17 protein-coding genes are annotated in these 18,911 nt (G+C 34.2%); 11 read left to right on the forward strand and 6 right to left on the reverse strand.

Features of this window, described 5'->3' with window-relative positions; genetic code table 11:
* Positions 1-315: 315 nt before the first annotated feature.
* From HCX49_RS03025 to HCX49_RS03040, 4 genes are all read right to left on the reverse strand, one after another.
* Positions 316-837, reverse strand: a complete 522-nt coding sequence (locus HCX49_RS03025; RefSeq protein WP_168126070.1) for a DUF4269 domain-containing protein — start codon at positions 835-837, stop codon at positions 316-318.
* Between the two features lie 107 nt (positions 838-944).
* On the reverse strand, positions 945-2,069 hold the full coding sequence (locus tag HCX49_RS03030) for a serine hydrolase domain-containing protein (RefSeq protein WP_206368186.1): 1,125 nt from the start codon (positions 2,067-2,069) through the stop codon (positions 945-947).
* A gap of 605 nt (positions 2,070-2,674) precedes the next feature.
* A complete protein-coding gene (locus tag HCX49_RS03035; RefSeq protein WP_168126071.1) occupies positions 2,675-3,076 on the reverse strand; it encodes a hypothetical protein in 402 nt (133 codons plus the stop codon).
* 16 nt (positions 3,077-3,092) lie between these two features.
* Positions 3,093-4,460: an MFS transporter gene (locus HCX49_RS03040; RefSeq protein ID WP_168126072.1), complete on the reverse strand. Its 1,368-nt coding sequence runs from the start codon at positions 4,458-4,460 to the stop codon at positions 3,093-3,095.
* Between the two features lie 83 nt (positions 4,461-4,543).
* On the opposite strand from HCX49_RS03040, the gene HCX49_RS03045 reads away from it, so the two are divergent.
* Together HCX49_RS03045 and HCX49_RS03050 are read left to right on the forward strand one after the other, a co-directional pair.
* The gene (locus HCX49_RS03045) at positions 4,544-5,398 is read left to right on the forward strand and encodes a helix-turn-helix domain-containing protein (RefSeq protein ID WP_168126073.1); all 855 of its coding nucleotides are present in this window, start codon (positions 4,544-4,546) and stop codon (positions 5,396-5,398) included.
* A 458-nt stretch (positions 5,399-5,856) separates the two neighbouring features.
* Positions 5,857-6,066, forward strand: a complete 210-nt coding sequence (locus tag HCX49_RS03050; protein WP_168126074.1) for a PepSY-like domain-containing protein — start codon at positions 5,857-5,859, stop codon at positions 6,064-6,066.
* A 418-nt stretch (positions 6,067-6,484) separates the two neighbouring features.
* Here HCX49_RS03050 and HCX49_RS03055 read toward each other — a convergent pair whose 3' ends face one another.
* Positions 6,485-6,874: a hypothetical protein gene (locus HCX49_RS03055; protein ID WP_168126075.1), complete on the reverse strand. Its 390-nt coding sequence runs from the start codon at positions 6,872-6,874 to the stop codon at positions 6,485-6,487.
* A 1,393-nt stretch (positions 6,875-8,267) separates the two neighbouring features.
* Here HCX49_RS03055 and HCX49_RS03060 point away from each other — a divergent pair.
* From HCX49_RS03060 to HCX49_RS03090, 8 genes are all read left to right on the forward strand, one after another.
* On the forward strand, positions 8,268-9,188 hold the full coding sequence (locus tag HCX49_RS03060) for an ABC transporter ATP-binding protein (RefSeq protein ID WP_168126076.1): 921 nt from the start codon (positions 8,268-8,270) through the stop codon (positions 9,186-9,188).
* A complete protein-coding gene (locus HCX49_RS03065) occupies positions 9,185-10,750 on the forward strand; it encodes an ABC transporter permease/substrate-binding protein (protein ID WP_168126077.1) in 1,566 nt (521 codons plus the stop codon). Before HCX49_RS03060 ends, HCX49_RS03065 begins: the two co-directional genes overlap by 4 nt.
* A 15-nt stretch (positions 10,751-10,765) precedes the next feature.
* Positions 10,766-10,957, forward strand: a complete 192-nt coding sequence (locus tag HCX49_RS25340; RefSeq protein ID WP_206368188.1) for a hypothetical protein — start codon at positions 10,766-10,768, stop codon at positions 10,955-10,957.
* A gap of 599 nt (positions 10,958-11,556) precedes the next feature.
* Positions 11,557-12,366 (forward strand): ribose-phosphate pyrophosphokinase, encoded by an 810-nt coding sequence (locus HCX49_RS03070; protein WP_132771432.1) that lies wholly within the window; start codon positions 11,557-11,559, stop codon positions 12,364-12,366.
* Positions 12,359-13,867, forward strand: coding sequence for a nicotinate phosphoribosyltransferase (locus HCX49_RS03075; RefSeq protein WP_168126078.1), 1,509 nt, complete (start codon positions 12,359-12,361; stop codon positions 13,865-13,867). The genes HCX49_RS03070 and HCX49_RS03075 overlap by 8 nt, the downstream gene beginning before the upstream one ends.
* Positions 13,857-14,639, forward strand: coding sequence for an NAD(+) synthase (gene nadE, locus HCX49_RS03080; protein ID WP_168126079.1), 783 nt, complete (start codon positions 13,857-13,859; stop codon positions 14,637-14,639). Before HCX49_RS03075 ends, nadE begins: the two co-directional genes overlap by 11 nt.
* 12 nt (positions 14,640-14,651) lie before the next feature.
* Positions 14,652-15,566 carry a hypothetical protein gene (locus HCX49_RS03085; RefSeq protein WP_168126080.1) on the forward strand — a complete coding sequence of 305 codons (915 nt, stop codon included), beginning with the start codon at positions 14,652-14,654 and terminating at the stop codon, positions 15,564-15,566.
* Between the two features lie 2 nt (positions 15,567-15,568).
* On the forward strand, positions 15,569-16,273 hold the full coding sequence (locus tag HCX49_RS03090; RefSeq protein WP_168126081.1) for an NUDIX hydrolase: 705 nt from the start codon (positions 15,569-15,571) through the stop codon (positions 16,271-16,273).
* 268 nt (positions 16,274-16,541) lie between these two features.
* On the opposite strand, the gene HCX49_RS03095 is transcribed toward HCX49_RS03090, so the two are convergent.
* Positions 16,542-17,255, reverse strand: a complete 714-nt coding sequence (locus HCX49_RS03095; protein ID WP_168126082.1) for a hypothetical protein — start codon at positions 17,253-17,255, stop codon at positions 16,542-16,544.
* A 441-nt stretch (positions 17,256-17,696) separates the two neighbouring features.
* On the opposite strand from HCX49_RS03095, the gene HCX49_RS03100 reads away from it, so the two are divergent.
* Positions 17,697-18,644 carry a hypothetical protein gene (locus HCX49_RS03100; RefSeq protein WP_168126083.1) on the forward strand — a complete coding sequence of 316 codons (948 nt, stop codon included), beginning with the start codon at positions 17,697-17,699 and terminating at the stop codon, positions 18,642-18,644.
* Positions 18,645-18,911 lie beyond the last annotated feature (267 nt).

Below are 18,911 nucleotides of genomic sequence, written 5' to 3' on the forward strand. Positions count from 1 at the left end.
ATAGATAAAATGACTGTTGCTGATTCTTTAGTGTTTGTTTAAATTTTTATAGTTTCATTTATACACATATAATTTATGTTATTTTTAATTATAAATCTACATCAAAAGTTCAAAATCGAATAAACTATTTACAATTCGCTGTGGTATATTTACAATTCATCAAAAAGGCAATCGAATAGCACATAACTCATAAAGCCATTCGCTCAGGAATGGCTTTGTAAAAGTTTATTAACCTGCTTTAAGGCTTCTCGTAATTTTCTGCCAAACTCATCTTTGTTTGTGAGTTTTTATAACGGTATGCTAAGTTGATCAGCACTATTGACCGGTGTAGTTTAATAATTCAACATATGGATTTCCACCTATATTCAGTAGTTTGCAAAATGCCGGTTCTGTTTTTATTCCCTGTTTTTTTAATTTTATTATTTCCATTTTAAAACTGTCATTTCTAGCCTGCAGGATTTCGTACTCTTTAATCATATGTAAATATCCATTTTGTTTTTCTGTGTCTATATCTGTCGCATATATTTCTATTAGCGTATCTTCTAGCATAAAATTAGAGGTTAGGGCTCCATTGCTGAAGGTACTTAATCGAAATTGAGCAAATTGAGCAAAACTCTTGAGTAATAATTGCGTTAACTTCTTCAAATTATGAGCTTGTAATATTATATCTACATCACTCTCTTCTATATCGATATTTATTGGAATTGTTCCAACTAAAATTGGTTTGTATTCGTTGAGAATTTCGAAAAGATGATATTCGGTTATTATTTTATGTATTTTCCTTTGTTTGGTATATCCAAGTTTAAGGTAATCTATATTTCTGAAGTCAATTTTCATTTGATTATAAAGCTATTAAAGTTAAAAGCTTGCAGGGACTGTATTTAGTTTAGCAGTATTTTTCATAAAAAACTCCCGTATCTTTGATAGCCTTATCCATCTCGACCTTACTGTGTTATTTTTTCAAATATTTCATTTAATGCATCTTCCATAACCTTGGCTGTGTTCATACCGCTTTGATTGGTAATAATAAATGCACTTAAATCGTATTTTGGAATAATGTAGATATAACATTGGGAGCGAGGCACGCCACCGTGATGCACATAGTATGTACCTAATTTTTTATCATCAGTGGCAATATTCCAAAAATATCCAATGCTGAACTCAGGATCAACCTTGAAAATTGATTCATGTGATTTGGCAACGATCTTATTATTTTTTAATTGAAATTTCATATACTTAACCATATCAGGTATTGTCGATTTCATATTACCGGATGCTCCCCAAGGTAATTGTGGCATTGCTGAGGTGATCATGCTATTATCACTGTGGTAACCTACTGCAAGTTTTATAGCTTCTTGATCAGAAAGGCTGATTTTTGTTTTCTGCATTGCGATACTTTTAGCAAGGTAATCTGTTAATAATTTTTCATATTTAGTTTTATATACTTTTTCTAATATAAAAGCGATAATTTCGCTGCCTGCACTAGAGTAGGCATATTTGTAACCTGGAACTGTATCAATCTTGACTTTATGGAGATCTCTAAGGAAATCTTTTTGCCCATAGTTACGATGAAGTTCATTGATTTTAGCAGGAGTATCATGGTTGGTGAAATCCTGAAGTATTATATTTGCTTCTAGTGGAATCATGTTTGGAAAACCGCTTGTGTGCGAAAGCAGGTGTTTTACAAGAATGGGGTGACTTTTATATTTTAGATTTGGATAGTCTTCCGGTAAATATTTTTGGATTTCATCTTCAATATTCAATTTATTTTCACATACAGCCTTCGCGGCAAGTGTTCCTGCAAAAGTTTTACTTAGAGAACCAATTTCATATAATGTTTCATTATTAGGGCAGTTATTTTTTCCTTTCTCTAATTCTCCATAGTGACCAATATATTCTTTTCCTTGATAAACGATCGCGATTGACGTAGAATGAATTAAAGGTATTTTAAGCATTTTGTTTGCTACGGTATCAATTAAAAGATTAATCTTGATTTTTTCTCCTTCTGAGGGTTGAGCCAAGCAAAAAACAGATGATAGCAAGAAAATAAAAAGTACAATATTTCTCATTATTTATAATTGATTATATTTTTCTAAATTGATTTGAATATCCAATATTTGTCAAAGTTAATAATCTAAATCACTTTTACCAGTTAGTAATATATCACGATATTCATTGAAATTTGTCGCAAAATCGCACACATATAATCTTTGCTAATTTAGAAGTTCATTATTTATTGCCAAAAATCATTTATTTGATGCAAATAAGTATTATACTTTTCACTTTATGAATTAGACATCACCTTAATTTTTGGGGATCAAAAAGTCCTCATAATTTAATCTACCCATTTCCTTTATTAACCAGGTTTTTAATATGTCAGGCTAGGCGTCATAGATGAGGGACAATTTACAGCCTACAAACGAATCAGAAATATCTTCAGTAAGCATTAGAGGCGAGTTGGTGGTTGAAGGGCTAATGCAAGCTAATTACAAACTGTAGGCATAGATATTATGAGTGCTTTATTAAGAACGATCTTATATCATTCGTCAACGATGGCCACAACTGGAAAGTATCTCAACCCATCAGGTCATACAAGGAATTTACTATTTGATCATATGTTTATTTATGGCCACATCGCGAGATGTGGCTTTTCTATCGTGCTCTTACTAAAAAATTAATCTATCCACTTTTCTATTAAGTGATACCATAAAGCTTTATTGTCTTTAATTATGAATATTGCTGAAGCTTGTCGGATTGTTTGAATCTCACCTGTAGATTGTATTTCAATATAAGACACAAGTATGTGTTGTGAAGTTGCATAACCCTCTAGCTTTTGCAATGATACTATTCGAGATGGAAACTGTCCATACACTTGTTTTAACCACTGTGAAAGCATAGTAAAATCGATTACATCACCATCGCCGTTAACTAATTTAAAAGCAGGTGCAAATGTATTTATAATTTGCTCATATAAGTGTTTTTGATTTTTTGCTGTACCATTAAACCATACCTGAATATTATTACAAAAATCTTGTACCTGTTTTTTACCCAATTCTAAACTGTTCTGTGTTTTCATATGAAATAATTAATGTTTATTTTTTACTATTTATAAGATAAAAGCTTATACCAAATATTTGAACGGCACCAATAGCAACTAATGCAGCCGCTAATGCAGTAGAAAAACCTAAGTTTGCTGTTAAACCGAAAAAGAGTGTTCCTATAATAGCACCACCTAGTACACTGCCCACTTGCATAATAGTACTAATGATGCCCGAAGCTTGTCCAGCTTGTTCTATTGTGATAGATCGAATACTTTCTTTCATCATAACGGTCATAATCAATCCATGACCTAATCCTGCAAATAAAAAGAGGAGATGACTGATGAAATTCGGTTTATCGAAAAAGTAAAAATTTACACCCAGCGCTATAAAAGATAATAGCAATAATCCCAAAGCTAATTGTATCCAGAATGCTGGACTTTTGTTTATTCTAGCAAATAAATTTGGACCTAAAAAAAAACCAATACCATAGGGAGCAATAGCTAATCCTGAGGCTAGCACACCCCAATGTAAATGTTCCTGTAAATAGTAAGGATAACAAATGAATAGTCCTGCTGTGAAATTGTAAAATAAAATAATTGGAAGGTTGTAAACAAAATCTTTATTTTGGAATAAGTTGATCGATAAAAGCACTGTTTTATTTCGATTCTCTCTGTATTTTTCAAGTTTAACAAAAAGCACAAGTAGAGTAAAACTTAGCAGTATAATAGCGAAAATCCACCAGTTCCAATTAAATTTCCTGCCATAGATAAGAGGAGTGATAAAGCAGAGTAGTGTGCTAATAATTAGAATTACTCCCCCAACATCTAAAGACTGTTTTTTTTTCAGTTCATTTGGCATATTTGTATATATCCCACATAAGCAAATTGCTGCTACAGGTACATTGATAAAAAATATAATCTCCCAAGTCATTCCCCATAAATGTAGATCTAGTAAGATACCTCCTAGCAGTTGGCCTATAATAGCCGCTAATCCAAAAGCAGAACCAAAGAGCCCTAAAGCTTTAGATCGTTCGGATTCATCAAAGAGTATTTTTATAGAAGCTAATACTTGCGGAGCTAGTAAAGAAGCTCCTATACCCTGTAAAAAACGGGAAAAGATTAAAAAATTGATCGTAGGAGACAATCCACATGCAATTGAGGAAAAAAGAAAAATCCAGAGGCCAAAAGTGAATGTTTTTTTTCGCCCATAAATATCACCAATTTTTCCACTACAAACAACTAGAGCGGCGTAAGTAAGTCCATAAATAGCGATTACCATCTGTAATTGGTTTTCTGTTGCCTGGAAAAATGTTTTTATTTCAGACAAGGCCATATTCACGATAAAGTAATCCAATGGTGATAAGAAAGCACCAACGACTAAATATCGTAAGATTTTCCACCTATTTTTATGTTCATTCATATTATTATTTTTTATTTCTTTGCAAAGAAAACACTTTGAGTACAAAATAATTTGTGTCTAAAAAGGTTTCTATTGTTTGTATAATGAATGTAAATAAGATAGCCCCGTTAGCCGTCAAACAGATAATTAGTAAAGAAGAATCTTTACTAATTCAATCTAAGGCTGAGTTAACATTAGTTTATGTGAGGCAAGGAAAAGGAACAGTTTGTTTTGATTTTCAGAACATCCCATTTCAAAAAGGGAAGTTATTTCTTATTCCTTTTGATACTCAATATATATTTAAAAGTGCAAAAGAAAGTAAATTTCTGATAGTAGAATGTCCGCAATACTTTATCACTCAAATCCGTTTGGAATCTGACCGAATTGAAACTTGCGATAATATGTATAAATTGACTTATATTATACATAATTTTCATACAAAGTCAGGTTGTGTTTTTTACGTTGAAGAAGATGGAGTACTTGCTGAGCAATTGCTGTATACTATTGAAAGAGAGTATTTAAATCCAATACAAGATTACCTAATTATAAGACAATGTATGGCTATAATATTAAATCTGATTGCTCGTAATTTGAAACAGAACGACTTTGGTCAGAGTGAGGAGAATAAAAAGAAACAGGATGTGATGAAATTAATAACCTATGTCCAAAAAAATATTGCCAATCGCAAGGGATTATCTATAGAATCTTTATCAAAGGAGTTTGGAATTGCTAAAACTTATATTGGTGAATATTTTAAAAAACAGGCAGGCGTTTCTTTGCAAGATTATATTCTAGATTATAAGCTTAAACTTGTTGAAATACGTTTAAAGTATAGTACAATGCGACTAAAAGAGATCGCATTTGAATTGGATTTTAATGATGAAAGTCATTTATCAAAAATTTTTAAAAAGTTTAAGGGAATATCTCCTTCAAAATATAGAGTTTTGTATAAAGACTAATTTCTTTAACTAAGTTTAATTCCTAAAACACGCGATTTGCTCTTATCCAATAGTTAGTAAGATGCTCCATGTATCGTAATGAGGGTCAAAAATATAGGTGTAAGGTTTTAAGAAAATTTCCGTTGAAATATTTGCGTCAAAATTTTCGAATTAGTTATTGACTACTGTAAAATGAGAAATAAATTTCAATTTATATCATATTAAATAAATACTAAACCATTCTAATAAAAATGCCTTTTTATTTATTGTACCTCGCTGACAGCTTTTTGTAATTTTTAATGGAAGCGAACTTTTTTAAGCTTTTGAAATAGTATTATGATAATTCATAATTATGAGCTTTCCTAATTCTTTCCCAAATTGATATTTAGCTTTAGGTTATTATAAAAGATGAAGATTGGAAATTAGATGACATGATTAGAAAATCATCATAATATTTAACATTTTAAAACTTGAAGTATATGGCTAATTGGAATTTAATAAACGGACTAGGAGGAAAATTTTCTTCACAGGATATCAGAAAAAATATTTTGTCTTACATTATACGGAATTATCCTGCAAGCCAGGTTGAATTTATCGAAAAAGAGCATAACAATTATAAAATAGATATTAGAGGGGGAGCGAATCTTATTTTCGATTTAAAAGGACAATTTGTAAAAGCAATTAATTAGGGAACGCTATATCATTAGCATTTGCCTAATGCAGAATTAGTTCTATCAGTTTCTCATTTTACAGGATAAGACTTTAAAGAAGTTTTAGAAGTTAAAACAACTAGCATGTCGAATGTAATCATTCGACATGCTAATTTCACGTATTATTGTTTTTTAGGAACTATAACGGAGTATAATCGTCATTATTTTCCCAATAGAGTTGTTAATAAGGCTACCAATTTTTCTCGAAGATTGATCTCAGATTGTTTTTCAATATTTGCCTTCTTACAACTCACATATTTTAAATAAGTCAGGATTCATTATTCAATGAATCTGAAACGATCATTTCTGAATTCTTCAAATTATCTATAAAGACTTATTGAGTGCATGAAATGAAGTGGACATATTACCCACCTGTGTCAAAGAATTAAGAGCTATATTAATGATATTCTCCATCTGTTCCAAGGGAAGAACCTTTTGGATGATATTTACCATCTGCTCCAATGAAACTTCCTTCTGGGTAATATTTCCCATCAGTTCCTAGGAAAGAACCTTCTGGGTGATATTGTCCATCCGTTCCAAGAAAAAAGCCTTCTGGGTGATATTGTCCATCCTTTCCAAGAAAGAATCCCTCTGCGTGATATTGTCCATCAGTTCCGAGAAAAGATCCTTTTGGGTGATATTTTTCATCTGTACCAAGGAAAGATCCTTCTGGGTGATATTGTCCATCTGTACCAAGAAAAGATCCTTCTGGATGATATTTACCATCTGTTCCAAGAAAAGATCCTTCTGAGTGATATTTTCCGTCTACTCCTAAAAATTTTTCCATATTACTTTTTATTAACTGCTTAAAATATTTCGACAACTTATTGAAACGTACTTTAGTACGTTATATTTTTTGCATTACACTATAGTGGTCTTGTGGTTTTCCATACAGTAAAGCATATACCTAAGATACCAAACAAATGTCTTTTTCCCAAATTGATTTGCTGCTATTTTTAGTGAGCAGATTTTTTCTTTTACTAAAATTTTTGAAATGAATTATTGTCCAGCTATGGTCAGGAGTCGATTAATAACGGACCTTGTCAAATAGCACCTTAAGAATGGCGAATTTGACAAGATCCGTTCTACGTTAACGTAATAGTATAACTTTTAGGTTATTATGCTTTGTTTAAGTAATTTTGCATTATCGGCTATGATTATTTTCAAACGTTCTGAATTGTAGGGTTTTATTCTATACCCTTGGACAAGAGCAGAACAATGCATTTACCATTAACTATGCCTATAAGATTTCCAATTAGTCATTAGATAGTCTATACCAATTTAGGAATACTGAATATCGTCTTCAACATCGACCCCCCCCAAAAAAAAAAAATGCCATTGAACTGGAATGACATACCCCAATCAGCTATTTTCCTTAAAGTGGTGTACCAGTAGTGCATACCTACGTAAGCTTAATAAAAATTAACAAATTATAACATAAAGACATTATGAAACATCATGACTGCTTTGTTGATAAATTGTAATATCTAACCATTGATTATTATTTTGCGGTTATGACAGAAGGATAGTAATTGTTTACATCCGACTTTACCCAAAAAGTACAGACATCGAAAGTTAAAATTAATAGCCATTCAGAGGTCATCTTCTTTTTGGAAAAATAAAAAGGTGAGCAGTTGAACTGTAAAATAAATACCATGATTGTTCAGCAATCAGCTGATTATATGGCAGCCATAGTAATCATGTCGTTTGATGACTTTATCATGACCGATCATGCGACTTTAGTCAATGATAACGGTAAACGGAGAGTATCTTAAACTGTTAATTCTTATAAGTAAATAAAGTTTGAATTCATATGTTTAGTGAAGACAAGATGTTGAGATGTGGCTTTTATGTTATATAAAAACAATATGAAATTATCATAGTAAAAGTGATAAAATATATGTAAATTGTTATATAATAGATGATTTGACCCTAACGCTTTTAATAATGAAGTTAAAATTTGTAATCCTTATTTTATTTATAAATGCTTTATCATCGGTATATTGTCGAGATTTTTCCGCATGTAGAAAAGATTTTGAATCTGCGCTAGATACATCATTTAATAAGATGAACTTCTGAAACCACATCACGGGAAACAGCAGAAATAACAAATTTAAAGTTTGTCCAAACCAGTCTGAAATGACAGTTCACAGACATACAACTAATTCAATAATGTAACTATGATTACAGTAGAATCGGTTTCAAAGAGTTTTAACGGAAAGCCTGCCGTTGACCAAATTTCTTTTCAGGCTTATGATCATGAAATTCTGGTGCTTCTAGGAACGAGTGGTTGCGGAAAAACAACAACGCTAAAAATGATCAACCGCCTTATAGAGTCTGATTCGGGAGATATCTTAATTAATGGTCAAAATATCCGTGATCGGAAAATCGAAGAACTACGGATGGGAATAGGTTTTGTTATGCAGCATTCCGGGCTCTTTCCTCATTATACTGTTCAGCAGAATATTGCTATTGTCCCCAAATTATTAAAATGGGATAAAAGAAAGATCCAAAACCGAATCGAAGAGCTTTTATATAAACTTCATCTTTCCGAAGATATGCTTTCACGGTTTCCCGGCGAACTGAGTGGTGGGCAGCAGCAAAGAGTAGGAATTGCCCGAGCACTCATCGCAAATACTCCTGTTTTGCTTATGGATGAACCTTTCGGAGCATTAGATAATATTACAAAAGCCGGTATTCATACCGAATTTAAATCCCTAGAAGAACTTAAGAATAAAATTATTATTCTAGTGACACATGATGTACAGGAAGCATTTGAATTGGGGCATCGGATTTGTCTGATGGATAAAGGGAAAATTATTCAGACTGGAACCCCAAAAGAAATGCTGTATCATTCAAGGAATGATTTTGTAAATGATTTTTTTGCAGAAAACCGTCTTCTGTTGGAATATAAAATAGCCACTTTAAAAGATGTTTTAGGCTATATGAAGCCTGAAAATAGATTAGAAAAGTTCGATTTCAAAGAAACGACAAGTGTTTGGAATGCACTTCAAAAATTAAGTTCAGATTATAAAAATACCGGGCATTATGAAAATCTGATCAAGGGATTTAATGATTATAGAAAATTACAGATCGTATGACGCAGCAAAGTCTCTGGCAGTTTATTATGGAGCAGCATGAAAAACTGCTAACACAGATTATACAGCATCTTGGGTTGACTTTTCTTTCATTGCTTCTGGCTATTGTTATCGGTGTGCCCTTAGGAATATTAATTGCCCGCAAAAAGAAATTATCAACTCCTGTTCTCGGAATGGCAGGAGTTTTACAGACAATTCCAAGTATTGCCTTATTGGGCTTCATGATTCCTATTTTTGGAATCGGTGCAAAACCAGCCATTATTGCCTTACTGATTTACGCGCTTTTGCCCATTATCCGTAATACATATACAGGAATCACAACGGTAAGCCCGATTGTTGTTGAAGCTGCAAAAGCTTTGGGAATGAATAAAAGTCAGCTTCTTTTTAAGGTAGAATTTCCGTTGGCAATGCCTGTAATCATTGCAGGAATAAGAACTGCTGCGGTTATTAATGTCGGAGTTGCCACTCTGGCTTCATTTGTTGCCGCAGGAGGTCTTGGTGAATTTATCTTTGGCGGAATATCGCTTAATAATACCAATATGATCTTATCTGGTGCAATTCCTGCAGCCCTAATGGCGGTTATGCTAGATCAGACAATTGCTGTTCTACAAAAATCCGGATATAAAATCTTTCAAAAGTTAAAATATATCATTCCTGCATCACTTATCATGGTGGGAGTGGTCTATGGAGTTACTTCTATTTCCCATCAAAAAATTACAGCCGGTTTTACGCCGGAATTTATGGGAAGACAGGATGGAGATCTTGGTTTGCGTTCTGTTTACGAACTTAATGTAAATCCTGTCGTTGTAAGTGATGCCATTATGTATAAAGCAGCTTATGAAGAAGAACTCGATCTGATTAGTGGATATTCTACTGACGGAAGAATTAAGGCTTTCGATCTATATGTTCTGGAAGATGACAAAAAGATATTTCCGCCTTATTATGCAGCTCCAATTATTAAATCAAAAACATTGGAGAAGTTTCCGAAACTTGAAGAAACACTCAATCTCTTGGCCGGAAAATTTAATGATTCTATTATGACGGATCTGAATTACAAATCCGATTATCTGAATCAAACTCCTGAAAAAATTGCGAAAGATTTTTTAATTAAAAATAAGTTATATAAAAAATCAAACCGTGGAAATGCGGGAACAGTGCGCATTGGCTCGAAGATATTTGGCGAGCAGTATGTTCTTGCCGAAATGTATAAAATGCTGATAGAAGGCTATACGAATTATAGGGTGCAGACCAAAACAGGACTGGGAGGAACCAAGATCTGTTTTGATGCATTGATGAACGATGCAATAGATTTTTATCCTGAATATACGGGAACCGGGTTGTTGGTATTGTTAAAGCCCTCAAATGGAGATCTAAAAAAGGTTACAAAAAGTCCAGAAGAAACCTATCAATACGTCAATTCTGAATTTCAGAAACAGTATGGAATTCAATGGATGAAGCCATTAGGATTTAACAATTCTTACGCATTAATGATGCGCAGAAAACATGCTGTTGAACTCCAGATAAAGAGCATATCCGATCTTAAAAAATATTTTGATAAAGAATAATATGAATAAAACAATTTGAAAGATACATTTTTTTTTCAACTCTATGATCCCAGTAATGATCTGTCTGATCATCACATGGAAAATCCTCAAACAGATAGCGCGCTATTGAATGTTCCTTTTTTTGCTATCTGCCGCAATAAAAAAGAAAAAACTACCTTATTCTATCTTAAAGATAAGTTCAAAATCAGCATCATTGCTTCTTTATGAGACAATGTTTTTAATTTTTTGAAACATTCTCCAGTATTAGTTTGTGAATCGATTTTAAAAGAATGGTATAAAATTTTTAACTGCAAACTCGTAATATCCTCTTCTATCTACTCCTTATACAGATGTCTGTTTTTATTCTTAAAGATGTTGTTAATGATAGAGTCAAAATCAACATCGTTCTGAAGTTCTTTTATTTCTGGAAAAACAAAAAGGAGACTAGCTAAGCTGTAAGCCAAACACCACTATTGTACAGTAATCAAGTGACAATATGGTCGCTAAAGTAACCATGAAGAGGGATGGCTTTAGCCAGAGAGACATCGTAACATTGTTAATGACGGAGGTAGGTGGAAAGTATCTCAATCGATAAACGCATATAAGTAAATTAGGTTTGAATGCATATGTTTATTTTAAAGCTACATCAAGAGATGTGGCTTTTTTGTTTACAAAGCTATTATAATCAAAAATTATTTGCGTTGTTTATCAGCTCTTTATATTTAGGATATTTTTTTATGAGTAAAAAATACTCAGAAACATTGTGTAAATAAAAATTAATACTCATATTTGTTGAGTAAAATATACTCAATAGTAAAAAGAGAGTTATGATCGTATTAAACACCCACACAATAATCACAGAACAGTTTCCTAATAAAGAAACCAAAGTGAAAGATTTTGATTCGTATATCTTAAAAGATAACTTTCTTCAGTTCACATATCAAGAGGATGGTGACCTCATCAAACTTTTATTTGTTAAGAAAAGGCTTGAACAAGAACAGGTAAACTGTAAGTTAGTGATCAATTACATGCCTTACAGCCGTATGGACCGTAAGATTGACGGTGATCTTTTCACCCTTCAATATATCTGCGAGTTTATCAATGACCTTAACTTTGAAAAGGTTTATGTAATCGAACCGCACTCTACCAAGACTACTGAACTGTTGCATCATAGTGAAGCCATTTATCCAGCATTAGATTGGTTGCCGTCCATCATAAATAAGCTTCAGTTTACAGATAGCGACCGTATCGTTTTTCCAGACAAAGGGGCAGCTTCACGGTATGAAAATGCAGGGTATGCTAATAGTTGCGTCTTTGACAAGACCCGTAATCCGCATACCGGACGTATTGAAAATATGATTCTTAAACAGGGCGATATACCACAAGGGGCAAAGTGCATCATCGTGGATGATCTTTGTTCCGCAGGTGGAACCTTCCTTTGGGCAGGGCAGATTTTGAAACAAATGGGAGCCAGTGAAGTTTATCTTCTTGTCACACATTGTGAACCCCGTGCATTATCCGGTAAATTGCTCGATCAAGATTCGCCTATTGACAAAGTCTTTACCAGCACATCAATGATGCATGAGACGCATCCCAAAATAGAATACATCACCATTAATCTCGAAAACTATGTTTAATCCGATTAGCAAAAATCCCATCCTTTGGACAGACGGTTACAAGTTATGCCACAAAGATCAATATCCGGCCAAAACCAATTGGGTATATGAAACCTGGACACCACGTATGTCACGGATAGACGGTATTAGCCATGTCGTATTTTTCGGATTGCAGGGAGCGCTCGCAGAAATGACTCATGCCTTTGATCAGTATTTTTTCAAGCAACCGTTAGAAACAGTAGTGGCCGAATATGAAGAAGCTATCCAGCATGTTTTTGCAAATACCAATGCTAATTTTGCTGCTACTCACAGCTCAGCCCACATCAGTGCTTTACATCAACTAGGTTATCTGCCTATTAAAGTCAAAGCTATCAGGGAAGGAAGTTTAGTTCCTGTAGGTGTACCTATGTTCACGATCGAAAATACCCATCCTGACTTTTTCTGGTTGCCAGGGTACTTAGAAACCCAACTTTCCGCTTATATCTGGTCACCTATGACAGCAGCTACCATAGCAGACCAGTATAAAAGACTTTTGACCAACTATGCCGAGAAAACTGGAGATATTCAAAAAGTTCAGACCCAGGCAGGAGATTTTTCCATGCGTGGCATGGGGGCTCCCGAGACTGCCTATCGGACAGCAGGAGGGCATCTCTTGAGTTTTTCAGTATCAGCCACATTATCTGTAAGGAACTATCTTAAATGCTATTATCAGGCAGCTAATGATGTTCTCATGTATACGCCATCAACAGAGCATAGTGTAATGTGTTCATATGGCGAAAAGGAAGTTGAAGCATTTCGCCATCTCATCACTGAAGTTTATCCAAGTGGTAATATTTCAATAGTATCCGATACCTACGACCTTTGGAACGTAGTAGACCAAGTTATACCGCAGTTAAAAGAACTGATCCTTGCCAGAGATGGAAAAGTTGTGATTCGTCCCGATAGCGGAGATCCGATCCATATTATCTGTGGCGATGAGGATTCCGATCGTGAAACCGTTCGTAAAGGAATTGTTGAACGCCTATTTGAAATCTTTGGTGGTACTGTCAATTCAAAAGGATACAAAGAATTAGACCCCCATATCGGTGTTGTTTATGGAGATTCTATTACAGTCGACCGTGCTGAAAAGATCTGCAACGGATTGATGAAAAAAGGTTTTGCTTCAACTAATACGGCTTTAGGAATAGGTTCGTACACTTATCAGTATGTAACTCGTGATACTTTCGGTTTCGCATTGAAAGGAACAGCAGAGGAAGTAGATGGACAATTTAAAGCCATTCAAAAACGACCTGCGACCGATACCGGAAACTTCAAAAAATCGCAGAAAGGTATGGTGGCAGTGATATTTGAAGACCATGATTATCGTTTGATCGATGATCTTAATCCAGAGACAATAAAAGCATTAAAGGATCGAGATCTTTTGAAAGATTTTTATATCGATGGTGAATTCCTTTTCACCAATACATTTGACGAGATCAGAAATTTATTAAAACTAGAATCAAATCGCGTATATGGAAACTAAATTACAAAAGCCATTTGTTATCAATGATGACAATGTCGCACACTATGCAACTAAAATAGCAACATGGATCGCGCAACAGGTTACTGCTGCCAACCGTAAAGGAGTAGTTCTAGGTATGAGCGGAGGGATAGATTGTAGTGTTGTCGCTTGCCTGTGCCATCTGGGCAAAGTCGATACGCATTTGGTTATGATGCCCTATGGCAATGATATGACCAATACCCGCAGTTCACAACATGCATTAGAACTGATTCAGAAGTTCAATTTCGCACACCATACTTTTGATATCCAACCAGCCGTAGATGCCTTGACTATCACCAATGTGACTTTCTTAGGACAGGCGGGAACTGTCAATCGAGCCCTAAGTCAAGCCAATATACGTCCGCGTATTCGCATGACTTACCTTTATCAGTTAGCACAGCTTGGAAGCCGATTTGTGATCGGTACAGGTAATATGGCCGAGCGTACAGTGGGTTACTTTACCAAATGGGGCGATGGTGCAGCAGACCTTAATCCATTGGGTATGCTTACTAAACAAGAAGTATATACATTAGCTAGATACCTCGGAGTACCCGATTCCATTATTGACAAGAAACCATCAGCAGGGCTTTGGGAAGGACAAACCGATGAGGATGAACTGGGTATGACATATGGTCAAATAGATGCATTTATATTAGTAGGAACCTCAGGGGATGAAAATATCGATAAGCTAATTGATCAGCGTATAGCCTTATCAGCGCATAAGTTTGCCGCAGTTCCAATTTTTAATGATTAACTTTTAAGTATCATGAATACCACGTATCAGCAAATTATCGATGTCAACCTTATCGCTTCTCACAAAAGTGTAGAACATATACCCGATATACTGGCCCTTGGAAGATCTGAAAATATTAATCCTGCTTCGCAGGATCAGAAAAGGAATCTATTATTAGCTATTGATGTGCAAAACGACTTTATGGAAAGTATCGGTAGTCTCGCTGTGCCGGGGTCTAAAGAGGATGTGCAGCGACTCACAAAATGGATGCATCGTAATATAGCTTCACTGACTCAGATTATATGTAGCTTAGATTGTCATTCCCTGATGCAGGTTTTTCACCCAGTCTGGTGGATAGATCGCGAAGGCAACCATCCGTCACCATTTACCATTATTACTTACGAAGATGTTGTTCAAGGCATCTGGACAGCGGCCAATGGTGAACATGATCGCTCTATGGATTATCTCCATAATTTGGAAATTGAAAACAAAAAAAACTTGTGTATATGGCCATATCATTGTTTAGAAGGAACGGTAGGGGCAAAGCTCGAAAGCCAGTTCACCAAAATGCTCTACTTTCATGCGGCGGCTCGCAGCACAGCCCCGCGGTTAATTTACAAAGGGCAAAATCCCTATTCTGAAATGTATGGCATCATAAAAGCCGAGTACGACCCTGAGCATTATATCAATTTTGAAGTGCTAAATGCTGTAAGCCAGTATGACTCCATTTACATTGTCGGTCAGGCCTCCAGTCACTGTGTATTAGCCTCTGTCAATCAGATTTTGGAATATTTTGCAGACAATAGGGAGATCACGTCGCGTATCACAATACTAGAAGACTGTATGTCGCCAATTACCGGATTTGAAGACAGTACAAAACAACAGTTCGAAGCACTTCGGAAGCAATACGGTATTCATATTTGTAAATCAACTGATATTAATTTATAGTTATGACCAGCACAAAAAAAACTTTCACATATGAATATCCAAGACCAGCAGTCACAGTAGACTGTGTCATCTTCGGATTTGGTAACGGAGAACTCAAAGTGTTGCTAACGAAGCGTGGTCTCGAACCTTTTTTAGGCCAATGGGCATTCCCTGGGGGATTTATTTTAGAACAAGAGACTGCTGATGAATGTGCCCGTCGGAAGCTGGCGGAAGAAGCTGGACTAGAAGATATCTATTTGGAGCAGCTGTATACTTTTTCAAATGTCGATCGAGATCCCCGTTTTCGAGTTATCAGCATTGCTTACTATGCCTTGGTCAAGTCCACCGATTATCTTATTGAGGCAGGTCTTGACATTGAAGAAGTAAAGTGGTTCAGTTTGGGCGAAGCCACGGCATTAGCTTTTGATCACGATCAGATTTTATCCGTTGCCATTGAGCGTCTGAAAGGAAAGATACGCTACCAGCCAGTAGGGTTTGAATTATTGCCCGAGCAATTCAAATTGCCAGAACTACACAAGCTATATGAAACCATTCTGCAGAGAGCGATTGATCGGGGCAATTTCCGTAAAAAGATTTTGAGTATGGGATTGCTAGTTGATCATAGCGAAAAGCAGCCAGATCGCCATTCTCGTGCGGCCAAGATTTACAGCTTCGATAGAGACAAATACGAATCTCTGAAAGAATCAGGATTCTATTTTGAGCTTTAAAACATCCAATTTTTTTATGACAAATGTTGATTATTTGAACTAATACAGATGAAGTAATGGGGAGCTAAAAGCTTAGGAAAATCAAATAGATCCTATAAAATATAGAAGGCCATTCTGTCGAGAGTGACTTTCTATATTTATATCGATGCAGTTTGGGCTTTATCAAACCCGACCTTGTTACGTTAGTCAATAAAAGCTGTAGGTGGAAAGTATTTCAGTCGATGAACGCGTACAAGTAATTGATTGTTTAATCATATATTGTAAGTCGCTAACGAAGGATTGTTGCATTTTTTCTATATTCTTTTAATTCAAAGTCGCTATGACTTCCTTTATCATATAATACGTAAAATCCTGTCGTCATTAACAATTTATTATGGGGAACTCCAATGACTGCTTTTTCTTTTTTTGCATAGTCTACTTGGTTTCCAAATTTGCCATTTAAAAAGCCTGGTGGTATATTTTTAATCATAAGAAACCTTTCTATGGAAGGTAAAAATGTATCAAAATCAATGTTATAATAATCATCAATTTTAATCATTGGATATTCTTCTTTTTTAGGCGATGGCAGTATGGTATCATACCATTTTAAAGGTCTTTTATTTATGATTACAGGGTCATTATTTAAAAAAATTCTGTATTCCTTATTATGATATTCGCCATCAAGCGGGGGGGAATTAATATAAAATATAGCCTCTACAGAATTCCAGGATACTACAATATCCTTAGAATAGGTAATGACCGTATAAGCATCGTTATTATATGATAATTTTCCTTTATACTTATTAGCCTCTTTTTCAGTTTTAAATATTCCAATACCTTTAAAAGATGAAATAAATACAAAAATAAAAACAGCTATCACTATAAATACAATTCCCCATATAAAAGTATTATTTACATTATTTATATAGAATTTATAAAGTAATCCACAACTGATTAAAATAATAATGAATGAATAACTAGCACTTAAATAGTTTGGTTTCATATAATCTAATCTTTACCAATTCGTCTTTACTATTTATACGAGGGCGATATCTTTTTCTAATGTAATAAAAAACAGTCAAAGCCCATAGATTCATCTCTCCCTTTCCTTCATGCACCAAGTTTTTCAAATTGACATAAGTTAAGGATAATTTATAATTGTTAGTTAGATCTCCCTTGTGATCGGAGAAGTCACAATTGCAGATGCCGTGCTGGATATGATTGTGCATACTTCACATCCTATTGAATTTAAAGGGAATGTCTAAGAAAAAAAAGGTAATATTGTCAAGTTACTGATAAAAATCATTAGATAACCAAAATCAGGGAAGTGAAGTATCATAGGAATGGGGGCAGTATTATCGGAATATATCTATTTTTCCTCCTTCATAAATACCAAATTCTTTAGCTTAAAAGGTTAGACCGACACATATAAAAATATAGAATTGTGAAAAAATATTGTTTATTTATCATCGCATTACTTGCGGTAACTTATTCCAACGGGCAAGGTAGAAAGACAGAACTTTTAGATAGATTAAAATCCAGTTTGGAACAGAATAACTATGGCATTCAAACGACTTTTTATTATCCGACAGAAATCTCAATAAATGATTATCCAGTATTTCGAGGGCTTGAATTCTTCGGAAATACCATTCCGAATTTTATTGACATAGCGATTGACAAAAATGGAGAGCAAGAATTAAAAGTGTTGATTGATTTGACAAATTACAAAAAACAAGGAAAACCGATTTTAGAAATTCTATTGGTCAAGTCAGCTAAAGGGGTATCGATCATTTCAAATAAATCCGATTTTCCTGAAGAAAATATTTTAGTAAATTATCAATTATCTGATGATGATATAACCCAAGAAAACATTAAGAATGGTTACTTTTTGAAAACCATAAAGTTTAAAGCTAAAGTTCCTATCGAACTATCTACCTTAAATAAATCAGTTCAGTTGACAAATTCGAAGGAATTACTTGATAAACTCTATAATGCTGTTGCTAAACTAACAAAAGGCATAAATGATAGAGATAGCAATAATGTTTTGGAAATTATCCAAAGCGCTGAATTTGAAGTAGCACAATTACGAGGAATGAAAAAAGAATGGATGTTAACCGAAAGAAAAGCATTATTATCAAATACTTTTACATTGTTGCCAAAAGATAGTTGTGAAGTCAAAATTTATGGAAACGGAACTAGGGCAACGCTAGTTCAAAAGAATCTAGAAATAATCAAGAAATCTGCCATAACCTCTAACTTTACTAAAGAAAATTATCCCAAAGGTAGAGTTGTTCAATTTTATAATTTTTATTACAATCTACCAAAGGGAAAACAAGAATTAGAATTAATACGCTTTGACGGTTATGCAATAACTAAATACGGAAAGAAATAAACACGCCTACGGCGTTAACTTTCTTCAATTTTGAGGTTTTATCAAGTTGGAAAGTAGGAAGCGGGTTCGTGAAAAAAGACAATGTAAAAGCATTTTTCGAATTATCGAATAATATTGATCAAGAGATCTATAAAAACCTTTGATCGCAGTATCAAGTGGAAAGTCAATATTGTAATTCTCAAATTTATCAATTATTGAAATCATTTCATCTATAATTTTGCAATTTTATTGTGTTTACATACAATTTGTAAGGTACTACCTGGACGC

The organism is Sphingobacterium sp. B16(2022) (assembly GCF_012030425.1).
GTDB lineage: Bacteria > Bacteroidota > Bacteroidia > Sphingobacteriales > Sphingobacteriaceae > Sphingobacterium > Sphingobacterium anhuiense.